Here is a 19,627-nt window from a genome sequence, read left to right as displayed (position 1 = left end):
CACGGGGCGGGCTCGCCCTCGACCGGCAATTTTGCTGATCCTTTACCATGGAGTCTCCCCTCCCCCGAGTGAAAGGTGTGTGAGCGTCCAGCCATGGGCGAGCCTCCCAGTTGTCGATCATCCATTCGACAGAGCGCGAACCTCCCGATCCTGTTCGATCATGGGACGGAGGTGACTCGATGACCGACCTGCTCTTCCTGGGCGTGGCACTCCTTCTGACCCTGGCCTGCGGGGTCTTCGTCGCCGCCGAGTTCTCCCTGACGACCGTCGAGCGCAGCGACCTCGAACGCGCCGCCGAGCGCGGCGACCGGGGCGCGGACAGCGGGCTGAAGGCGGTCCGCAGCCTCACCTTCCAGCTCTCCGGCGCCCAGCTCGGTATCACCGTCACCGGCCTGGTCATCGGCATGCTGTCCAAGCCGGCGATCGCCACCCTGCTGGCGGGACCGCTGGCTGCGATGGGCCTGTCGCATGCGGTGGCGGAATCGGCCGCCCTGGTGCTCGGGACGGCGATCTCGACGGTCGTGCTGATGGTCGTCGGCGAGCTGGTGCCGAAGAACTGGGCCATCTCCGACCCGCTGGCCATCGCGAAGCGGGTGGCCAGCGCCCAGCGCGGCTTCAGTGCCGCCTTCAAGCCGCTGATCCGGCATCTCAACAATGCCGCGAACCGCATGGTCCGCCGGATGGGTCTGGAGCCCACCGAGGAGCTGGTCTCGGCCCGCGGCCCGCAGGAGCTGGTGGCGCTGGCCCGGCACTCCGCCGATGAGGGCGCGCTGGAGGCCGACACCGCCGAGCTGTTCGTCCGTACCCTCAGCCTCGCCGATCTGACCGCGGAGAACGTGATGACCCCGCGGGTGCAGGTGATGGCGCTGGAGGTGCAGTCCACCGCGGAGGACGTGGCCAATGCGACCCGGGCCTCCGGGCTGTCCCGCTTCCCGGTCTACCGCGGCAGCCTGGACAGCGTCGTCGGGGTGGCGCACATCAAGGACGTGCTGACCGTCCCGGCCGAACGCCGCCCCCGCCATCCGGTCTCCGAGCTGGTGCGCGAGCCGCTGCTGGTGCCCACGACGCTGACCGTGGACCGGCTGCTGGACCGCCTCTCCGGCAGGCGCACGATGGCCGTGGTCATCGACGAGTACGGCGGCACGGCCGGCGTGGTGACCCTGGAGGACATCGTCGAGGAGGTGGTCGGCGAGGTCCGCGACGAACACGATCCGATGGAGACCCCCGACCTGGCGCCGGCCGGCACCGACGCCGAGGGCCGCAGGGTCTACCAGGCCGACGGCTCCGCCCGCACCGACCAGCTGCAGCGGATCGGCCTGTGGCTGCCCGGGGGCCCGTACGAAACCCTCGCCGGACTGGTCGCCACCGAACTCGGCCGGATACCGGTCGCCGGCGACACCCTGGAGGTGTCCGGCTGGCGGATGGATGTGCTGGACGCCTCCGGTCATCGCGCGGCGCGGGTGCTGTTGCACGCCCCGCTCCCGGGCAGCCACGACGAACAGGACGCGGAGGCCCGCCGATGATCGGGGTGCAGCTTTTCGTGGGCCTGCTGACGCTGGTCGTCAACGCCTTCTTCGTGGGCGCCGAATTCGCCCTGATCTCGGTGCGCCGCAGCCAGATCGAGCCGTACGCGGAGCGCGGTGACCGCCGGGCGACCAGCGTGATGTGGGGGCTGCAGCATGTCTCGGCCCTGCTGGCGGCCGCCCAGCTGGGCATCACGCTGTGCACCCTGGTGCTGGGCGCGGTCGCCGAGCCGGCCATCGCGCACCTCCTGGAGCCGGTGTTCCACGCGGTGGGCATCTCGGAGGCGCTGATCCATCCGATCTCGTTCGTGATCGCGCTGTCGCTGGCCACCTATCTGCACATGCTCTTCGGCGAGATGGTGCCGAAGAACGTGGCACTGGCCGAGCCGGTCCGCAGCGCCCTGATGCTCGGGCCGCCGCTGGTCGCGCTGACCCGGGCGCTGCGCCCGGTGATCTTCGCGATCAACGCGCTCGCCAATGCGCTGCTCAAGCTGCTGCGGGTGGAGACCAGGGACGAGGTCGCCGCGACCTTCTCGGACGACCAGCTGGCGAAGATGGTCGAGGATTCACGGGCGGCCGGCCTGCTCGACGAACGGGCGCAGGAGCGGCTGCGGGACGCCCTGGAGCTGGGCCGCCGCCCGGTCAGGGATGTGGTGCTGCCGGCCGAAAAGGTCGTCTCCGCGCAGATGGGGGCCACACCCGAGGAGCTGGAGCTGCTGGCCGCCGAGTCCGGCTTCTCCCGCTTCCCCGTCGTCGACGACACCCGCCGCATCCTCGGCTATCTGCACGTCAAGGACGCGCTGGACGCCGCCCCGCGCGATGTGCCCTTCCCGGTGTCCGCGCTGCGCCCGATCGCCCGGGTCAAGGCTTCGACGCTGCTGGACGACGTGCTGACGGCGATGCGCGGATCCCGTACGCATCTGGCCGCGGTGATCGGTGAGGACGGGCGGCTGGCCGGACTGGTCACGATGGAGGACGTGCTCAGGGAGCTGGTGCTGCAGCGGCCCGGAGCCTGACGAGCGGCGGGAGCCCGAGCGTCTGACCGATCGGTTGGATCGTTGACCGGTCGGTCAGGCGCGTGTGCTCAGATGCGTGCGCTCAAACACATGCGGCCTTGGACAGCCCGGCACGCTCGCAGATCGTCGGCAGCGAGGTGTCAGGCGCACCGCCGCGGACCTCCCCATACCGTGCGGTATGGCGAGCGGTAGGATCACCGCGCCATGGAAATGAATGCTCACTACACCAGTTTCGTCGCGGTCGGCGACAGCTTCACCGAGGGGATGTCGGACGGGCTGCCGGACGGCTCGTACCGCGGCTGGGCGGATCTGCTCGCCGCCCGGCTGGCGGCCACCTCGCCCGGTTTCCGGTACGCCAATCTCGCGGTGCGCGGCAAGCTCATCGGGCAGATCGCCGACGAACAGTGCGGGCCGGCCGCCTCGATGGGCGCCGATCTGGTCACGCTGGTCGGCGGGCTCAATGACGTTCTGCGGCCCCGGTGCGACGTGGACCAGGTGTGTGCTCGGTTCGAGGAGGCCGCGGCGCTGCTGGCGCGGGGAGGCGGGCAGCTGGTGCTGATGCGCAGCCCGGGACGGCAGGGGCCGGTGCTGGAGCGCTTCCGGCCGCGGATGGAGCAGCTGTTCGCATGGATCGACGAGGCGGCCGCGCGGCACGGTGCGGTGGTCGTCGACCTGTACGCGTCGCGGGCGCTGTCCGACCCGCGGATGTGGGCCGATGACCGGCTGCATCTGAACGCCGAGGGGCACCGCCGGGTGGCGGAGGCCGTCTGGCAGGCGCTCGGCCTGCCCGCCGCGTCCGACTGGGACGCACCGCTGCCGGCCGACCCGCCGCCGGGCTGGGGTGCGCGGCGCGCGGGGGATCTGCGCTTCGCGCGCGAGCATCTGGTGCCGTGGATAGGCCGGCGGCTCACCGGGCGCTCCTCCGGCGACGGCCGGACAGGCCCCCAGTTTAGCGCTGAGCTGGGCAAAGCCTTCTGGGTCACCCCAGCGGACCACACAAACCCTGGCCCTGTGGCGGACTGGCGACGGGTGTGGCCTTGACCCGATGCATCCGCGATGTTTGGCCTTGGGAGCTGGGCGCCCGACCGGCAGCCTACGGCGCGACCACCGCGGAGGCGGCCTGTTTGATGAGGTCGGCCACGGCGGCCGGCTGTGACACGTAGAGGGCATGGCTGCCCCCGGCTTCAATGGTGGTCGAGCCGGCTCGCGCGGACATGGTGCGCTGTGCGGGCGGGGGGATCATCTCGTCGTCGGTAGCGACCAGGTACCAGCTTGGCTTGGTCCGCCAGGCGGGCTCGGTGACTTGACCGCCGAGGGCGTCCACGCCCCAGGGGACCTGCGATTCGGCCATGAAAACGGCCAGGTCCGTGGGTACGTCACCGGCGAACGATGCGGGAAAGCGAATGAAGCGTCCGGAACGGCGGTGGCCGCGGCAGCGGGAGCGGCGCTCGGCACGACACCCGCCCCTGCGACCAGGGGCCCACGGCACCGGCCCTTGCCAGACGCTGCTTGGACTTCGACGCTGTGCACGAGTTTCCGCCAGTGCATGGAAAGAGTTGCATCAGGATTGCCGAGCGGGCAACTCCCGTTCACTGTCGCACAGTTTTGACTACGCACAGCGATACGGCGGCAGTCATGGACCTTCCCGCGGGCGCGTCCTCACCGTGCCGGATCCGTGGTCGCGCCCCCGCCCCCGCCCGAAACGGTCCACGAGGCACGGGAGTTGACCTGTGCGACTGTCGCCCGGGTCAGCTCCTTGTAGTCGCTCGCCATCTCCGTGGCCTCGTCGACGGGCAGCGTCCCGCCGCGCTCCGCAGCCCGTGCGATGATCTTCTCCGGTCCCAGCTCGCGGTTGGCCAGGACGATCGCGTTGACCGTCGGCCGGCGCATCGTGTCGTAGCGGCGGAGCGCGGTTTCGGGGTCGTGCTCCCGGGCCAGGCACCAGGCCAGTACCCGGGCGTCAACGACGGACTGCGATCCGCCGTTCATGCCCATCGGGAACATCGGGTGGGCCGCGTCGCCGAGCAGCGTGACCCGGCCGAAGCTCCAGCGCGGCAGGGGGTCGCGGTCGAGCATCGGGTACTCGAAGATCGCCGATGAGCGCTCGACCAGCTTCGCCAGGTCGACCCACGGCAGGCTCCAGTCCGTCACGCCTGTGAGGGCTTCCGCCGTCGTGATGCGGCGGTTCGAGCGGTCCAGCGGTGCGGCGCGCGTGCCGCGGCGCACTTCGAGCACCCAGTTCATCAGGGCGTCGCCGCCCTTCGTCACCCGGTCCTCGATCGGGTAGGCAACGAACTTCGCACCGGGGGTCCCGCCGGCCACCACGATCGACCGGCCGTCGAGGAGGTGAGGGCACGGAGCGACCCCGCGCCACATATGGACGCCGTTCCCGTGCGAGGGGCCTTCGGCCGGGTACAGCTGGGCGCGCACCGCGGAGTCGATGCCGTCGCAAGCGATCAGCAGGTCGGCGTCCTCGGCCACGGGTGTGCCGCCGGTCCGGTCCAGGAAATGGGCCCGGACGCCGTGCGGCGTCCGCTCGAAACGCTGGAACAGCAGACCCGTGCGGAGGCAGTCCGACCCCAGGCGCTTGCGCACCGCCGCCAGCAGCATCAGGTGCAGACGGCCGCGGTGTACGGAGTACTGCGGCCAGCGGTAACCCGCCGCGAGCCCCAGGGCTTCCTCCCACACCGGCTCGCCCGCCCGGTCTCGGTAGCTCAGCCGCTGCGGGGGCAGCGCGATGGCGGCCAGTTCGTCGGCCAGGCCGAGTTCCGCGAGTTCCCGTACCGCGTGCGGCAGCAGGTTGATTCCCACGCCGACCGCCTCGATGGTCCGTGCCGCCTCCCGCACCTGCGGACGGAAGCCTGCGGCATGCAGGCTCAGGGCGCAGGTCAGCCCGGCGATGCCGCCCCCCACGATGGTGATGCGCATCGGCCATCCCCCGTTCTCTCGTTGCTGGGAAGCACAACGCAAGGCCCGCGAGCCGAGTTCCGCGAGACGGCGGAGCCGCAGAGGCGCCCGTCACGTCGTCCCTGACCCGGACCGGGTCAGGAAGGAGCGTCGCTCGTACGGTCCAACTCCGTGCGCAGAGCGATCACTTGCATGTTCAGCGCGAACTCGAAGCGCTCCTCGAAGGTACCGGCGACGACTTGCGAGGCGACCTTGCTCAGTGCCGGGTAGTCGGGGTCGTCGAACTCCGTCATGCGCGCGGATGCCTCGGCCGAATGCGCCTGCTGCTCCTGCGTGATGCCCAGGACGAGATAGAAAATGGTCCAGTTTGCCCAGGCCGCCGTGCGGGGTGAGAACCCCGCGTCGAGCAGGGTCTGGATCATCGTGTCCGCGAACCGGTAGGTGTTCGCCTCCGTCGTGGCAAGTCCGGCGAGGAGGCGGGCCGCATCGCGACGCGCGAGGATCGCCTCCCGGCACCAGCGCGCCAGGGCCCGGACGCGGTCCTCCCACAGTCGGGGCAGAGCGGCGACGTCCAGGCCTGCGAGGACTGCGTCCGACATCAGCACGAGCAGGCGGCGCTTGTTGTCCACGTGCCAGCGCACGGTGTTGTGCTGCACTCCCAGCCGGTCCGCGACGGCGCGCATGGTCACCAGGTCGAGGCCTTGCTCGTCGAGCACTTCCAACGCGGCGTCGACGACTGCTGATCGGCTGATGCCCATACTGCTCCTTCGCGCTCACCCTTGTCCGGCGGACAATATACGGCGACATCTCTTGTCCACTGGACAAGGGGGAGCTATTGTCCAGTGGACAAGAGAGAGGAGTCCGCAGTGTTCCAGGACCCTGAGTTCCTCCCCGTCTACGAGGCGCTGCCCACCCAAGACGTGTTCGCCGACCTACCGGCGGCACGCACGGCCGCGAGAGCGGCCAGTGGAGACGGTACGTCGGACAGCACGGTCGACGTCGAGGACCGCGTCGTCCTCGCGAACGGGCATCCCTTGAGCCTTCGGCTCTACACACCGGCCTCACGGGGTACGGACTCCCTGCCGGTCGCGGTGTGGATGCACGGCGGCGGGTTCGTACTGGGCGGCCCCAACGCGGAGGACGCCACGTGCCGACGGCTGGCCGCCGAGCTGGGCATCGCCGTCGTCGCCCCTGACTACCGGCTCGCACCGGAGAACCCGTACCCCGCCGCCTTCGACGACTGCTACGCCGCGCTGAACTGGGTGGCGGACCAGGCGGACACTCTGGGCGTCGACGCGTCGCGCCTGGCCCTGGGCGGGCACTCCGCCGGCGCCGCCCTGGCGGCGGCCGTGGCCCTCGCCGCCCGTGACCGCGCGGGGCCGCGCATCAGGTACCTCTACCTGGGCTGCCCCGTCATCGACGACCGTCTTGCGACCGTATCGGCGCGAGCGGTCACGGACCCCAAGCTCTTCAACCGCCGGGCAGCGGAGGCCGGCTGGCGGATGTATCTGCAAGGCGGCGACCCAGGAGCGGGCTACGCCGTACCGGCTCGCGCCGAGGACTTGCGGGGTCTGCCGCCCGCCTACGTCATGGTCACCGGGGTCGATCCGGCACGGGATGAAGGGCTGGAGTTCGCCGCCCGACTTGGCGCGGCGGGGAACTCCGTCGAGGTCCACCTCGTACCCGGAATGCCGCACATGTTCGACGTCCTGGCCCCTGCCGCCCGTGTGACCCGCCGCGCCGTCGCCGCCTGGACGGCGGCGTTCGCCGACGGCATCGGAGTCACCAGTGAGTTCGGAGACGCCCATGAGCGCAGACATGGCTGACACGCTTCACGTGGACACGGCTGACGTGGGCCGAGCAGTGCCTGAAATGCAGGTGAGGGTGCGCCAGGTGCGCTGGGAGGCCGCCGGTGTGGTCTCCGTCGAGTTCTCGTCCCCCGACGGACGACAGCTGCCTGCCTGGCGGCCGGGCGCCCATGTAGAACTCGCGCTGCCGACGGGGATCGTACGGCAGTACTCGCTGTGCGGATCCCCGCAGGACCGGTCCTCGTACCGCATCGGAGTGCTGCGCGAGCGGGCGGGCCGGGGCGGCTCGGAGTACGTGCACGCCTTCCTGCGCCCGGGACAGTTCGTACGGCTGCGCGGACCACTGGACAACTTCCACTTCAGGAAGGAGAAGGCCTATCTCTTCATCGCGGGCGGCATCGGCATCACCCCCGTCCTCGCGATGGTGCGACAGGCCGCCGCATGGGGCCTGCCGTGGCAGCTCCTCTACGGAGGCCGCACCGCCGACTCGATGGCCTTCCTCGACGAACTGAGTGCCCACCGGGACAACGTACGGCTCTACCCGAAGGACCGGGCAGGCCGGATACCCCTCGACGAGTGGCTGGAGCGGCCACGCCCCGAGACCGGCATCTATGCCTGCGGACCGGAGGCACTCCTGACCGCGATCGAGGAAGGGGCCGCGCACTGGGCCCCGGGCTCGGTGCGACTGGAGCGGTTCCGGTCACGTCCGAGGCCGACCCAGCCCGACACCGACGTCGAGGTCGTCTGCGCGCGGTCGAACCGTACGGTCACCGTCCCCGCAGGCAGGAGCATCCTCAGCGCGCTGGAGGACGAGGGCCTTCCCGTCACCGGCTCCTGCCGCGAGGGCGTGTGCGGCACTTGCGAGACCCGGGTCATCGACGGCGAACCCGACCACCGAGACGACATCCTCACCGCCGAGGACCGCGCCGCAGGCGACCGCATGTACGTGTGCGTGTCCCGGGCGCGCGGCGAGCGCCTCGTCCTCGACGTGTGAGGTCCCCCGCGCGCGAGACCGCGCACCACTTCCCGTTCCCGGAGGGCCGATGTGAGCTACCACGACGACACCTGTACCAGCCCGTCCGTCCGTACTGCTGCCGACGACTACCGCCCCATCGCCATGGACCGGGTGCGGGAGATCATCGGGCACCCGCCGGCGTTCATCGCGGCCAAGAAGGAGTCGCACCTCGGCGAATTCACCACCAGGTTCATCGCGCACAGCACGTTCTTCTGTCTCGCCACGGCGGACGACGCCGGGCACCTCGACGTCAGCCCCAAGGGCGATCCGCCGGGTTCCGTACGGGTGCTGGACCCGTGGACCCTTGCCCTCCCGGACCGGCCGGGCAACAAACTCGCCGATACCTTCGAGAACCTCACTCGCAACCCCGCGGTGGGTCTGGTGTTCCTCGTTCCCGGACTTCGGGAAGTCGTACGCGTGAACGGTGACGCGTACATCACCGACGATCCCGAGTTGCTGGACATGCTGAGCGCCGACGGGAAACCCGCCGTACTGGCGACCGTCGTGCGCGTGCGGGAGGTCTTCTCGCAGTGCGGCAAGGCCGTGATCCGCTCACAGCTGTGGCAGGGCGATCCACGCCACCTGGCCGAAGCCGTCCTCATGGGCGGCGACTTCTACACGATGCACGTGGCGGAGAACGCGGCCAAGATGGCCGACAGTCTCGGTGACCAGCTCGGCGAACTCACCGCGATCGCCGAGAGCCAGTACCGGGACCACCTGTACTGACCCGGCGGGCGGTGGCTCAACGCACCGCGACCGCTTCCATTTCGAGGGGAACGCCGGGCCTGGCGAGGGGCAGCCGGGTTGATCCTGAGCGTTTCGATCAAACTTCCCTACGCTCTTCCACGGGACCGGGCGAGCCCTTCGTGGAGCCCGAACGGCCGGAGGGGTCATGAGGGGTCCCTTGCCAACCAACTTAAGGGCTTGCAGATCATCAAGGTGTTGCTTCCCGTCCCGTGGCTCGTTGGTGTGGTATGCGTATCCCGGACGAGATCCGTACCCAACTCGCTGTGAAGTTCGCGGTGTTGTTCCCGCATCTGGATGAGCGGCAGCGACGGCTACTGATGGCCGCGGAGGCCCGTGTCCTGGGACACGGTGGTGTTCGGGCCGTCGCGCGGTCGGCCTCGGTGAGTGAGACCACGGTCCGTAAGGGCGTGTTCGAGCTGGAGACCGGCGAGGAGCCTCTGGGGCGGGTGCGGCGGCCGGGCGGAGGCCGCAAGAGGGTCGCGGATCTCGATCCGGGGCTGCGGCCTGCACTGCTGGCGCTGGTCGAGCCGGACGAGCGTGGTGATCCGATGTCGCCACTGCGTTGGACGGTCAAGTCGACCCGCAACCTTGCGCGGGAGCTGGCCCGGGCCGGGCACAAAGTCAGTGCGGACACCGTCGCCGACCTGCTGCGGGAGGAAGGCTTCAGTCTGCAGGCCAACGCCAAGACCATCGAGGGAAGCCAACATCCGGACCGGGATGCCCAGTTCCGCTATCTCAACGAGCGGGCCCGCGATCACCGGGACGCGGGCCAGCCGGTGATCAGCGTGGACACCAAGAAGAAGGAGCTCGTCGGCGAGTTCAAGAACAACGGCCGCCAGTGGCGGCCTGCGGCTGATCCGGTGCCGGTGAACGTCCATGACTTCGCTGACCCGCAGCTGGGCAAGGCCGTCCCGTACGGGATCTACGATCTCGCGGCGGACACCGGCTGGGTCAACGTGGGCACCGATCACGACACCGCCGCGTTCGCAGTGGAATCGATCCGCCGCTGGTGGTCGGGCCAGGGCCGGGCCGCCTACCTGCAGGCGACACGACTGCTCATCACCGCCGACGCGGGCGGCTCGAATGGCTACCGCACCCGGGCCTGGAAGCTCGAACTCGCCCGGCTCGCTGCCGAAACAGGACTGACGATCACCGTTTGCCACCTGCCGCCGGGCACATCGAAGTGGAACAAGATCGAGCATCGGCTCTTCTCGCACATCACCATGAACTGGCGCGGCCGCCCGCTGATCAGCCACGAAGTGATCGTCCAGTCCATCGCCGCGACCACCACCCGCACCGGACTGCGCGTCATGGCCGAGCTGGACACCAACACCTACCCCACCGGAGTCCAGATCGGCGACGCGGAGATGGCGGCCCTGCCACTGACCCGACACGCCTTCCACGGCGACTGGAACTATGCCGTGCACCCCCATCTGTGCCCTGCCATCCCAGCACCCCGGACTCCGCAAAAGCCGGCCCCGGAGTGGGACCGTGCTCTGCTGTCCGACCCCGCCCTGACCGGCATGTCCCGGCAGCAACTGAGCGACCTCACCGACACTTTGGCCGTCGACGGCGACGTCAAGCGCGGACGCCCGCCCCGACTCGCCTTCCCCGACCAGGTCCTGGCGGCCGTCCTTCACCTGCGGGTCGCCCTGGCCGCGGAACCCCTCGCCGTGCTGTTCGACAGCAGCCGCACCGCCATGCACCGCACCCTGCTGAAGATCAGGACACTGCTCAAGGCGCACAGCATCGTCATCCCGCCGGCAGCCACCCCTCCCGCCGCCCTCACAACCCTCCAAGCTCGGGTTCAAGCCCTGAGTGGCGACCCCAGCAGCATGATCAAGACAACGTGTTAATGATCTGCAAGCCCTAAGTGTTGTCCCGCAACTGCTTGCTCGATGGGCTGACGGCATGATCGATCTGGGCGCTGGTGACATCGAACTACGAGCACCGGGTGTGTGGACGATTTGCCCGGACAGGTCTGCCCGTTCCGGGCGTTCTTGTGGATGCTGCGGCTGTCGAGGGGGCAAGGCGTCGCCGGTCCCCGATCTAGTGGCGGCCCAGCGCCTGGGCGCGCAGCCGGAGGACTGTCTGGCTGTCGAGGATGCGCCTTCTGGGGTGATATCCGGGTTGCATGCCGGCATGACGGTGTGGGGAGCCAACGCTCCTGTTGCGGTCGATGGCGTGCACCGCCACTTCGAGAGCCTGCATAAGGCCGTGCCCGCAATCCTTGCTACACGGCCTGCGGCGGAGGTGGGGCGGTTCGACCAGTGCGGATGCCAGAAGACCCGGCAGGACAGTTGCAGGAGTCGGCGACGCAGAACGGTGGTGCCAGCAGTGGGCGGCGCGGCGTCCAGGGCACGATACGTGCGGTGCCAGGCGCACCCGTGAAACGGGCTGAGCGGAGGAGTTTGGAAGGGAGGATCAGGAGTTGGCGTCGGCCGCCCACCAAGCGGGAGCGCACGCCACGGACGCGTCGACCCAGTCGTTCTTCGTGGCCGACGGGTCGTTGAGCCAGGCCCTGATGGCGCCGGCGAAGCCGTGGACCATGAACTGCGCCATCACCGGACGGTTGGCACCGGGTAGACCCGGGCGGTCGCCACGGGCCATGAACGCCAGGGCGTAGTCGCTGAAGTGGCCTACGGGTGCCTCGTACACGCCGCTGTCCGTCGGATCCGCGAGGGCGTGCCGGTACACCGCGACGAACCGCTCGACATGGTCGGCCGCCTCCGTAGCGGCCAGGCGAAGCAGATCTGGTCAACGACTGTTCGAAGCAGCGGAGTTGAATGTCTCGCGGTACGTGCGCGGCGGTACCCCGACGTGTGCCTTGAACAGGGTCCGGAAGTTGGCCGGCGTGCCCAGGCCACAGTGGCGCGCGACGGCCTCGACCGTGAGGTCGCTGGATTCGAGGAGTTCGCGTGCGCGGGCAAGCCGGGCGTCGAGCAGCCACCGCATCGGTGGCAGGCCGGTGTCGGTGTGGAAGCGGCGGATCAGGGTCCGGCGGGACATGCCGGCCCGGTGCGCCAACTGCTCGACGGTAAGCGGCTGGTGCAGGTTGCGCAGGGCCCAGTCGTACAGCGCAAGGGTGTCGGACGGCTCGGGTCGCACCGGCAGGTCGATGAACGGGGCCTGGCCGCCGGTGCGGTGCGGGGCGGCCACCAGCAGGCGGGCCTGCTGGTTCGCCAGGCGAGGCCCGTGGTCGCGGCGGATGAGGTGGAGGCACAGGTCCAGGCCGGAGGACACTCCGCCTGAAGTGAGCACCTGGCCCTCGTCAATGTACAGATCCTCGGGCACGACCGTCACCCGTGGGTACTGCCGGGCCAGCGCCTGCGCGTACAGCCAGTGCGTGGTGGCCCGGCGGCCGTCGAGCAAACCGGCGGCGGCGAGGGCGAACGCGCCGGTGCAGATGGACGCCATGCGGGTGCCGCGGGCTGCCGCCTCCACCAGTGCGGCGGTCACCTCGGCACCGGGCACGTCCGGCTCCAGGTAGCCCGGGACGATCACGGTGTCGGCGGATGCCAGGCAGTCCAGACCGTGCGCGACGGACAGCGGAGGGCCGCCGTGCATCGGGACGGGGCCGGGCCGTTCGGCGCAGACCGTGAGCCTGTACCGGCCGTCACGCCGGCTCCCGAAGGTCTGCCAGGGGATCCCGATGTCCAGCGCGAGGACGTTTTCGAGGGCCACCACGACCACATGGTGTGCGCTGTCTGATGCCCGACCCGTCATGGCACTATTCTATCGCTTCATGGCACGAGTGCCACTGACAGCTGGGTCTGATACCCGCCTACGGTCGCCTCATGGACACTGAAGCCTGCCTCCTGCTGGCACTCCCGGACACTCCCGTCGCCCGTACCGCCGTCGAGCTCGTTCGGTCGCGCGAGAGCGCGCCCGTCGCCAACCACAGCATCCGCAGCTACGTGTTCGCCGCACTGCTGGCTGAACACGAAGGGCTGAAGCCCGGCGTCGACTTCGACGCCGAACTCCTCTTCCACGCCTGCGTCCTGCACGACCTCGGGGCCTCGCCGTCGGCCCCGGGCCAGGCGCGCTTCGAGGTCGAAGGCGCCGACATGGCCGCGCGGTTCCTCACCGAGCACGGATATGGCGCCGACAAGACCGACCTGGTGTGGGAGGCGATCGCCCTGCACACCTCGGACGGCATCGCCGAACGCCGTGGTGTGCTGGCCTACCTCACCCGCCGGGGCATCGGCGTCGACATCGGTTTCGGAACCGAGTTCGTCACCGACGCCCAGGGCGAAGCGCTCCACGGCCGCTACCCGCGGCTGGACATGGTCACAGTGCTGGTCGACGACGTCGTACGGCAGGCCGCCCGATCCCCGCAGGCCGGCGCCCGCTACACCCTCCCAGGCGAATTCCTCCGCGAGCGTGGCGAACCCGGCGCCGTCACCACCCTTGAACTCGCGGCGCGGGCCTCCCGCTGGGGCTCCTGACAACGCCTCGATTGGATGATGCAGGGTCTCGCGGTTGGTGTCGGAGACCGTCCTCGTGACTTGCTGCTTGGTCTGCTGCCTCACGGCGTGTCGGACACTGCAGCCTCAGCTTCGTGTTGCTTCCTCGGCTGGCTCGGTTCGCGAAAACGGTTCTGGCCCAACTTCTGTGGTGGCTGCGCTTGAGCCGGCGTGTCCATGCTGGCGAGCTCAGGGTTCTGCGGGAGTCAGCTGTCGCGGGCCTTCCCCCACGCGTATCCGTCACTGCCCGGTCCGGTTGGTGAGGGGCTGTTGGGGGGCGGTCAGTGGTGCGAACAGTGCCTGGACTGTTTCGGCTGCCGTTTCGCGCAGCCAGGTGTGGGCGCGGTCGTCCTCGTAGCGCTGGTGCCACAGCAGGTACAGGGGGACGTCGGGCAACTGGAGCGGCAGCGGCAGCGTGACCAGGCCGAGTTGGTCCCGGGCTGCGCGGGTGACCGCATCTGGAAGGGTGACGACCAGGTCCGTGCCGAGCGCGAGTTGCAGAGCGAAGGTGGCGGTGGGCCCGGCGGCCACGACGCGTCGTTCGTTGCCGCGCGTGGTCAGGGCATCATCGATCTGGTCGTGTAGGCGTCCGCGCCGCGAGACGGTGAGGTGTTCGGCGGCCGCGTAGCGTTCGAGGCTCAGCGGGCCTTCGGTGAGCGGGTGGCCCGGGCGTACGGCGACGACCAACCGATCCCTGCCGACGAGGCGGTGGCGGATGTCGGGGAGCGTCGGCCGACTGGAGCTTGAGGCGAGGTCGACCTCGCCTCGGCGCAGCTCGGGGGTGTCCGTGCCGGGTTCGGCGGACAGGCGCAGCTGGACGCCGGGGGCCTGGCGGTGGACGGCGGCGATCAGGGCGGTGCCGCAAGCAGCGGTCAGGGCGTCGTGCCAGCGCACGGTGAAGACCCGCTCCAGAGCCGCCAGATCGAGTTCCTGCTGCGCGGACAGAAGTTGGTGGGCCTGCTGCACGAGAGCGTGGACCTGGGCGCGCATGGCCAGCGCGCGGGTGGTGGGGACCATGCTGCGGCCGGTGCGGACCAGGATCTGGTCACCGGTGGCCTTGCGGATGCGGCCCAGGGAACGGCTCATCGCCGGTGCGGTGACGTGGAGGCGTGCTGCCGCGCCGGCGACACTGCCCTCTTCCAGCAGGGCGTCCAGGGCGGTGAGCAGGTTCAAATCCAGTTGCATGAGAGTAACTCTACGAGTGAAAAGCATGCACTTGTTGTTAGCCATCAGGGGGCCTAACTTCGAAGGGCGGGTGCGGCACAAGCCGCCCCGCAGGAACCGAACCCAGGGAAGCCCGCCATGAGCACAGCCATGCCTTTCGACGCCCACACGACGCTCCTGTCCGACGTGACCGCTGCGGTGAAGGCCGCTGGCCTTACGCTGCGCGACCGCTACACCTCGCACGCCCGAGGAGTGAGCCTCGACGAGGTTGTCGAAGAGATCCACGCCAACGACGACGCGGTGCTGGACGTGCTGCGGGAGCCGCTGCTGCGGGCCCGGCCCGGATCGCAGTGGGCCGAGGACGAGCTGGCCGGCGGCGCGCTCCCGCCCGGGGAGTGGTGGGTCGTCGACCCCGCCGAGGGCAACATCAACCACGTCCACGGCATGGAGGACTGGGCCGTGACCGCCACCCTGGTCCGCGACAACCAGCCGGTGCTCACCGTCGTCCACCTGCCGCTCACCGACGACACCTACACCGCCGTCGCCGGCGGCGGTGCCCGCCTCAACGACCGGCCCCTGAAGGTGTCTGCCAAGACCGACCTGGGCGCCGCGCTCATCGGCACCGGCCAGGCCAGGCCCGGCGAGGACGAGCGCACCTTCCAGCGGATCGGCGACTCCGTCACCGCCATGCTCATCAACGGCCTGGTCGTACGTGTCTCTGTTCCCGCCACGATGCAGCTCATCCACGTCGCCGCCGGACGCATGGACGCCTTCTGGCAGTTCTCCGACGTCCGCTCCGGCCTGGTCGCCGGCGCCCTGCTGGTCTCCGAGGCCGGAGGCACCGTCACAGATCTGGCGGGCGAACCCTGGAACACGGGCAGCGGCGACTTCCTGGCCGCCGCCCCCGGCATGCACGCCGCCGCCCACAAAGTCCTGTCGACCATCGCCTGACCGGGCGCCTCCGCTCCTCCCACCCGATACCGCAAGGAACATCACCTCATGACCAGCATCGGCATCCTGGGCGCCGGCCGCGTCGGCGCCAACCTCGCCAGCAAGCTCTCCGAGGCCGGACACCACGTCATCCTCGGCCGCCGGAGCCCGACGGAAGAGACCACAGCGGCTGCCCAAGGCACAGGCCCCCGCGTCTCCTTCGCCGACCAGCGCACCACCGCCCGCACAGCGGACATCGTGATCAACGCGACGCCCGGCGACAGCGCCCTTGACCGCCTGGCCAGCCTGCGAACCGAACTCGCTGGCAAGATCCTCATCGACGTCTCCAACGCCACCCGCGACGCCGGCGACGGCCTGCCCGGAGACCTGTGCTATCCCGGCAGCAGCCTCGCCGAGAAGCTCCAGGCCGCTCTCCCCGACACCCATGTAGTCAAGACCCTCAACACCATGCTGTTCATGGTCATGACCGCTCCCGAAACCCTGGCCACCCCACCGACCGTCTATGTCTCGGGCAACAACGAACACGCGAAGACGACCGTCACCGGCCTCCTCGGCGACCTGGGCTGGCAGCCCGCTTGGATCGAGAACCTCGGCGACATCACCACAGCCCGCGCCACCGAGGCCATGATCCTGGTCGTGCCCCACATCCTGCGCCGACACGGCTTTGAGCCCTTCGCCGTCTCCCTCGCCCGCTGACCCCGCCAAGACCGGGTTCAGACCAAAGTCAGGCAGCGGGCCCGTGCGAGGCAGCTGGGCGCTGCCACGGAAGCGCCGCCGCCAGGTGCGGACCATGTCCGCGTGACACCGAGCCGGCGTGACACCTCCATGATCGAGTGCCCCTCCGCTCAGTCCGGATCCGGACATGGACCCATCCGGTGCTTTCGTCGTGCCGCGGCGGCGCTGGAACCATCGGAGCAGGTCTCGCCGGTATCGGTCCGGGGGTCGTCGTCGGGTGTGCCCCTGGGCCGGGATCGTGGACAGGGTCGCGATACCGGCCGGGAGATGGCTGCGAATGTGCTGGACGCTGCCGTGGATCCGCAGCGATACATCGTGGGTCCACGGCGCGCGGGCGAGCTGTCCAGCACGATGGCCGCCGGGCCGAATTCCGCCGGGACCACGAACGAGCCGGACTGCACGGTCATGGCGGCGATCCGGTCCAGCCGGAAGGTGCTTACCTCTCCGCCGGCCGGATCGGCGCCGGTCAGGTACCACCGTCCGGAATGTGCCACGAGACCGTAGGGCAGGACGGTGCAGTCGCTGCTGCGGCCCTTGCGGTCGGTGTAGCTGAGTGCCACCGGCCGCTGATGACGTGCGGCTTCGCCGAGTTCGAGCAGCACCCCTGTTTCCGGGGCGGTATCGGGACGGAGGCGCGCCGTGAAGTCGGCAGTTTCCAGGAGCGCCGCCGGCCGCTGCCCCAGCGCTTTGGGCAGTACGCGCCGCAGCTTCGCCGCGGCACTCTCGCTCGCCGTGGCAGACGCGGTGGCCAGCCCGGCCCTCCGGCCGGCCGGCCGGCCACGAGACCGAGCAGAACGGCCAGGGCCTCTTCGTCTTCGTCTTCGTCTTCGTCTTCGTCGGTGAGCATCAGCGTGGAGCGTCCGGTAGCCGGGACCCCGATGGGAATCTGATCAACTTCTTCACGCCCGTCACCCCCGAAGCCGTGCAGAGGCAAGACCGCCAACGAGCAGGAGACGCAACGGGCCTTCGGCCTCATCGCCGGCCACGCTGCCGGCGTGTGCCGGGCGGCCTCACGCCACCCGGCAGGTATCCGCGGATTCCCTCGTCAGGAACCGGGTGGGGTCAGCGTGCCATCGATGATGTAGAGCTTGGCGTTGGCCGTGGTGATGTTGCCGCAGGCGATGGGCACCGTGTTGTTGACCTTGAAGGAGGTGCCGGAGCCCGACGTGGTGAGCTTGGAGCCCTCCAGGGTCGTGAAGCTGCCGTGCGGGAGCTCGTTGGGGGTGATCTCCTTGTCGACCACGTGGTAGGTCAGGAGCTTCTTGAGCTCGGCCCTGTTGTTGAGCAGCGCGGCGACTTTTGCCTTGCCCATTTTTTTGAAGGCCTCGTTCGTCGGCGCGAACAGGGTTTTGTTCTTCGCCCTGTTCAGTGTGTCGGTCAGGCCGGCTTTCTTCACGGCACTGACCAGCGTGGTCAGATCCGGGTTGTTGGCTGCGGCGGTCGCGAGCCGTTGTTTGGCCGCCTCTTCGACGCTGCCGGCGCCGTTCTTCGGCAGTGACGAGCATCCCGGGCCGAAGGGTTGGGATGCGCTCGGCGACGCGGATGCGGACGAGCTTGGTGTGGAGCCGGACGGACTCGGTGTCGCGGCACCTGCGAATGCCTGAGGTGCGAGGGCGCCCAGTGACATCGGGAGAGTGAGTGCGGCGGCCGCGGCCACGATGACGTGACGGATTCGGGTTGACTCCATGCCGAATTCCTCTTCCTGCGTGAGGGGGAAGGGCCCCGGTGCGAGCCAGGGGCATGACGATCGGCGGCCGGGTCGGCCGCTCCGAGGTGGCCCGGGGTACCGGCTGGGGGCATTCTCACCAGTCCGGCCTGTCATGCGATCCGTTGTGCGATGCGTTATTGCTCAAGCCACCAGACCAGTTAAGCGCTGGATCCCGCTCCCGGCATCTTGAGCGCCCCGTGCGGCAGGAGCCCGGCATCTTGAGCGTCTTGAGCCCCCTGTGCGGGATGCGCCGGCCTTACCAACCGCGGGACCTGGAGGGAGCTGACAGTAGAGACGCGACCACCCGGCGTATACACGCTCGGCGAGAACGGGCATCGGGGACACGCAGGACCAGCTCGGAGGTGGTCACGCGGCTGTCGTGGTGGCGGCCTCCGTGGCTGCCACCGTGCCGGAGGACAGCCGCAAGGTGCCGTCAGGCCACGGCGGTTGGCCCTTCCATGTGCGCGCTGATCCATTGCAGGCTGCTGTCGGCCATTCCCTGCACATACTTCTTGGCGTCGTGCTGGCCGCCCTGGATCTTCAACAGGCGTGTTTTGATGGGGCCGTGACCGTACTGGGCCATGAATTTGTCGACCTTCGGCATCACGGTTCGCTCAAGGGTGCCGACCTGGAAGTCGACAAAGACGTCGGGGCCCTTCTTGGCAATTAGTTTCTGGGCCAGCCTTTCCGGATTGTTCGCTTGCTCGGCCGCTTGGTAGCCCGCCCAGAGCGGGGAGTCCGGCACGATGTCCGGTCCGGAGGCAATCACGGTCTTGAACCTGTCCGGGTACTTCAGTACGGCTTTCAGCCCCGAGAAACCACCGGAGGAGGAGCCCATGAAGGCCCAGCCGTCACGCGACTTGAGGGTGCGGAAGTTGGCCTTCATCAGATTGGGAACGTCCTCGGTCAGCCAGGTGCCCATCTTGGGCTGGCCGGGTATGTCGCTGCCGTCGTAGTAGTTCTTGGCATTCGGGTTGAGCACCGGCATGGCGAGCAGGAAAGGCAGGCTCTTGCCCTCCTTCGACAACCTGGCGATGGTCGCCTGAAGCTTGAGGTCGGTTCCCATCCAGTAGTTGTACGGGAAGCCCTCGCCGCCGGGCAGGGCCACCATCACGGGGAAGCCGCTTTTTGCGTACTTGGGCTCGCTGTACTGCTTCGGTGCCCACACCCACACCTTGCCGGTGAACCCGGATTTGGGACCTTTGAGCGTCACCACGCCGATCGTGGTGCCATCGGACAGGCGGTTTTGAACCCGGAAGTCGGCTTGGGGGCCGGTCGGCATCAACGTCTTGGCCGCGTGGGCGCCGCCCCCGCCCCCCTTTCCGCCGGACCCCGATGTCTGCTGGCCGTAGGTCACGTGGTCACTCTGGGCGGGGCGGACGGTGGAGTGGTCGATCATGGTCCAGGCGACGGCGCCGAGAGCCGTCAGGGCGGCGACCCCGATCAACCAGAGTTTGGCCCGATCGGCCCGCTGACGGCCGCGGGAGCGGTGGGCTCCCCGGGAAGAATGCTTCATCGTGCGCCTCCGGATGCTGCCCCGAAGGGCAAGACGGGCGGTTCCCTCTTGCTTGATGGGCGAAGCCGCCG

The 19,627-nt window shown here is 69.4% G+C and carries 19 protein-coding genes and 1 pseudogene; 11 read left to right on the top strand and 9 right to left on the bottom strand.

The genetic code is table 11. From position 1 onward, the window contains the following. The first annotated feature begins 179 nt into the window (after positions 1 to 179). The 3 genes from D9V36_RS38685 (at position 180) to D9V36_RS38675 (ending at position 3,580) form a co-directional block, all read left to right on the top strand. Complete coding sequence (locus tag D9V36_RS38685) at positions 180 to 1,523, top strand: hemolysin family protein (protein ID WP_129297867.1); 1,344 nt, start codon at positions 180 to 182, stop codon at positions 1,521 to 1,523. Further along, positions 1,520 to 2,539, top strand: a complete 1,020-nt coding sequence (locus D9V36_RS38680) for a hemolysin family protein (RefSeq protein WP_129297866.1) — start codon at positions 1,520 to 1,522, stop codon at positions 2,537 to 2,539. Before D9V36_RS38685 ends, D9V36_RS38680 begins: the two co-directional genes overlap by 4 nt. A 204-nt stretch (positions 2,540 to 2,743) precedes the next feature. After that, entirely contained in the window at positions 2,744 to 3,580 is an 837-nt protein-coding gene (locus D9V36_RS38675) for an SGNH/GDSL hydrolase family protein (RefSeq protein ID WP_129297865.1), read from the top strand. Positions 3,581 to 3,632: 52 nt separating this feature from the next. On the opposite strand, the gene D9V36_RS38670 is transcribed toward D9V36_RS38675, so the two are convergent. The 3 genes from D9V36_RS38670 to D9V36_RS38660 all read right to left on the bottom strand — a co-directional run bounded on the left by D9V36_RS38670 (position 3,633) and on the right by D9V36_RS38660 (position 6,204). Then, the gene (locus D9V36_RS38670; RefSeq protein ID WP_241721212.1) at positions 3,633 to 4,028 is read right to left on the bottom strand and encodes an alpha/beta fold hydrolase; all 396 of its coding nucleotides are present in this window, start codon (positions 4,026 to 4,028) and stop codon (positions 3,633 to 3,635) included. 170 nt (positions 4,029 to 4,198) lie between these two features. Continuing rightward, entirely contained in the window at positions 4,199 to 5,467 is a 1,269-nt protein-coding gene (locus tag D9V36_RS38665; RefSeq protein ID WP_206739784.1) for an FAD-dependent monooxygenase, read from the bottom strand. Between the two features lie 116 nt (positions 5,468 to 5,583). Continuing rightward, positions 5,584 to 6,204, bottom strand: a complete 621-nt coding sequence (locus D9V36_RS38660; RefSeq protein ID WP_129297863.1) for a TetR/AcrR family transcriptional regulator C-terminal domain-containing protein — start codon at positions 6,202 to 6,204, stop codon at positions 5,584 to 5,586. A gap of 108 nt (positions 6,205 to 6,312) precedes the next feature. On the opposite strand from D9V36_RS38660, the gene D9V36_RS38655 reads away from it, so the two are divergent. From D9V36_RS38655 to D9V36_RS42410, 5 genes and pseudogenes are all read left to right on the top strand, one after another. Then, entirely contained in the window at positions 6,313 to 7,272 is a 960-nt protein-coding gene (locus D9V36_RS38655; protein WP_129297862.1) for an alpha/beta hydrolase, read from the top strand. Further along, positions 7,265 to 8,248 (top strand): PDR/VanB family oxidoreductase, encoded by a 984-nt coding sequence (locus D9V36_RS38650; RefSeq protein ID WP_241721211.1) that lies wholly within the window; start codon positions 7,265 to 7,267, stop codon positions 8,246 to 8,248. Before D9V36_RS38655 ends, D9V36_RS38650 begins: the two co-directional genes overlap by 8 nt. 51 nt (positions 8,249 to 8,299) lie before the next feature. Then, the gene (locus D9V36_RS38645) at positions 8,300 to 8,995 is read left to right on the top strand and encodes an MSMEG_1061 family FMN-dependent PPOX-type flavoprotein (RefSeq protein WP_241721210.1); all 696 of its coding nucleotides are present in this window, start codon (positions 8,300 to 8,302) and stop codon (positions 8,993 to 8,995) included. A 248-nt stretch (positions 8,996 to 9,243) separates the two neighbouring features. Then, positions 9,244 to 10,872: an ISAzo13 family transposase gene (locus D9V36_RS38640; RefSeq protein WP_129296065.1), complete on the top strand. Its 1,629-nt coding sequence runs from the start codon at positions 9,244 to 9,246 to the stop codon at positions 10,870 to 10,872. A gap of 65 nt (positions 10,873 to 10,937) precedes the next feature. Next, a pseudogene (locus tag D9V36_RS42410) lies at positions 10,938 to 11,251 on the top strand (HAD-IA family hydrolase); the annotation flags it as partial. A gap of 189 nt (positions 11,252 to 11,440) precedes the next feature. Here D9V36_RS42410 and D9V36_RS38630 read toward each other — a convergent pair. Both D9V36_RS38630 and D9V36_RS38625 read right to left on the bottom strand, forming a co-directional pair. Continuing rightward, the gene (locus D9V36_RS38630; RefSeq protein WP_206739783.1) at positions 11,441 to 11,674 is read right to left on the bottom strand and encodes a hypothetical protein; all 234 of its coding nucleotides are present in this window, start codon (positions 11,672 to 11,674) and stop codon (positions 11,441 to 11,443) included. A gap of 99 nt (positions 11,675 to 11,773) precedes the next feature. Next, positions 11,774 to 12,742: a GlxA family transcriptional regulator gene (locus tag D9V36_RS38625; protein WP_129297861.1), complete on the bottom strand. Its 969-nt coding sequence runs from the start codon at positions 12,740 to 12,742 to the stop codon at positions 11,774 to 11,776. Between the two features lie 71 nt (positions 12,743 to 12,813). On the opposite strand from D9V36_RS38625, the gene D9V36_RS38620 reads away from it, so the two are divergent. Further along, the gene (locus D9V36_RS38620; protein ID WP_164993113.1) at positions 12,814 to 13,464 is read left to right on the top strand and encodes an HD domain-containing protein; all 651 of its coding nucleotides are present in this window, start codon (positions 12,814 to 12,816) and stop codon (positions 13,462 to 13,464) included. Between the two features lie 258 nt (positions 13,465 to 13,722). Here D9V36_RS38620 and D9V36_RS38615 read toward each other — a convergent pair whose 3' ends face one another. Next, positions 13,723 to 14,667 carry a LysR family transcriptional regulator gene (locus D9V36_RS38615; RefSeq protein ID WP_129297860.1) on the bottom strand — a complete coding sequence of 315 codons (945 nt, stop codon included), beginning with the start codon at positions 14,665 to 14,667 and terminating at the stop codon, positions 13,723 to 13,725. A gap of 117 nt (positions 14,668 to 14,784) precedes the next feature. Between D9V36_RS38615 and D9V36_RS38610 the strand changes: the two genes are divergently transcribed. Both D9V36_RS38610 and D9V36_RS38605 read left to right on the top strand, forming a co-directional pair. Then, on the top strand, positions 14,785 to 15,597 hold the full coding sequence (locus tag D9V36_RS38610) for an inositol monophosphatase family protein (protein WP_129297859.1): 813 nt from the start codon (positions 14,785 to 14,787) through the stop codon (positions 15,595 to 15,597). Between the two features lie 48 nt (positions 15,598 to 15,645). Beyond that, positions 15,646 to 16,293: an NADPH-dependent F420 reductase gene (locus D9V36_RS38605; protein ID WP_129297858.1), complete on the top strand. Its 648-nt coding sequence runs from the start codon at positions 15,646 to 15,648 to the stop codon at positions 16,291 to 16,293. Positions 16,294 to 16,442: 149 nt separating this feature from the next. On the opposite strand, the gene D9V36_RS42405 is transcribed toward D9V36_RS38605, so the two are convergent. From D9V36_RS42405 to D9V36_RS38590, 3 genes are all read right to left on the bottom strand, one after another. Next, the gene (locus D9V36_RS42405) at positions 16,443 to 16,892 is read right to left on the bottom strand and encodes a helix-turn-helix transcriptional regulator (RefSeq protein ID WP_241721396.1); all 450 of its coding nucleotides are present in this window, start codon (positions 16,890 to 16,892) and stop codon (positions 16,443 to 16,445) included. A 485-nt stretch (positions 16,893 to 17,377) separates the two neighbouring features. Continuing rightward, complete coding sequence (locus tag D9V36_RS38595) at positions 17,378 to 18,019, bottom strand: fasciclin domain-containing protein (RefSeq protein ID WP_129297857.1); 642 nt, start codon at positions 18,017 to 18,019, stop codon at positions 17,378 to 17,380. Positions 18,020 to 18,473: 454 nt separating this feature from the next. Then, positions 18,474 to 19,556, bottom strand: coding sequence for an alpha/beta hydrolase (locus tag D9V36_RS38590; protein ID WP_431357735.1), 1,083 nt, complete (start codon positions 19,554 to 19,556; stop codon positions 18,474 to 18,476). Positions 19,557 to 19,627 lie beyond the last annotated feature (71 nt).

The organism is Streptomyces lydicus, assembly GCF_004125265.1.
GTDB lineage: Bacteria > Actinomycetota > Actinomycetes > Streptomycetales > Streptomycetaceae > Streptomyces > Streptomyces lydicus_C.
Note: the sequence above shows the minus strand (reverse complement) of the source record. Positions and strands in the feature narration are given on the sequence as shown.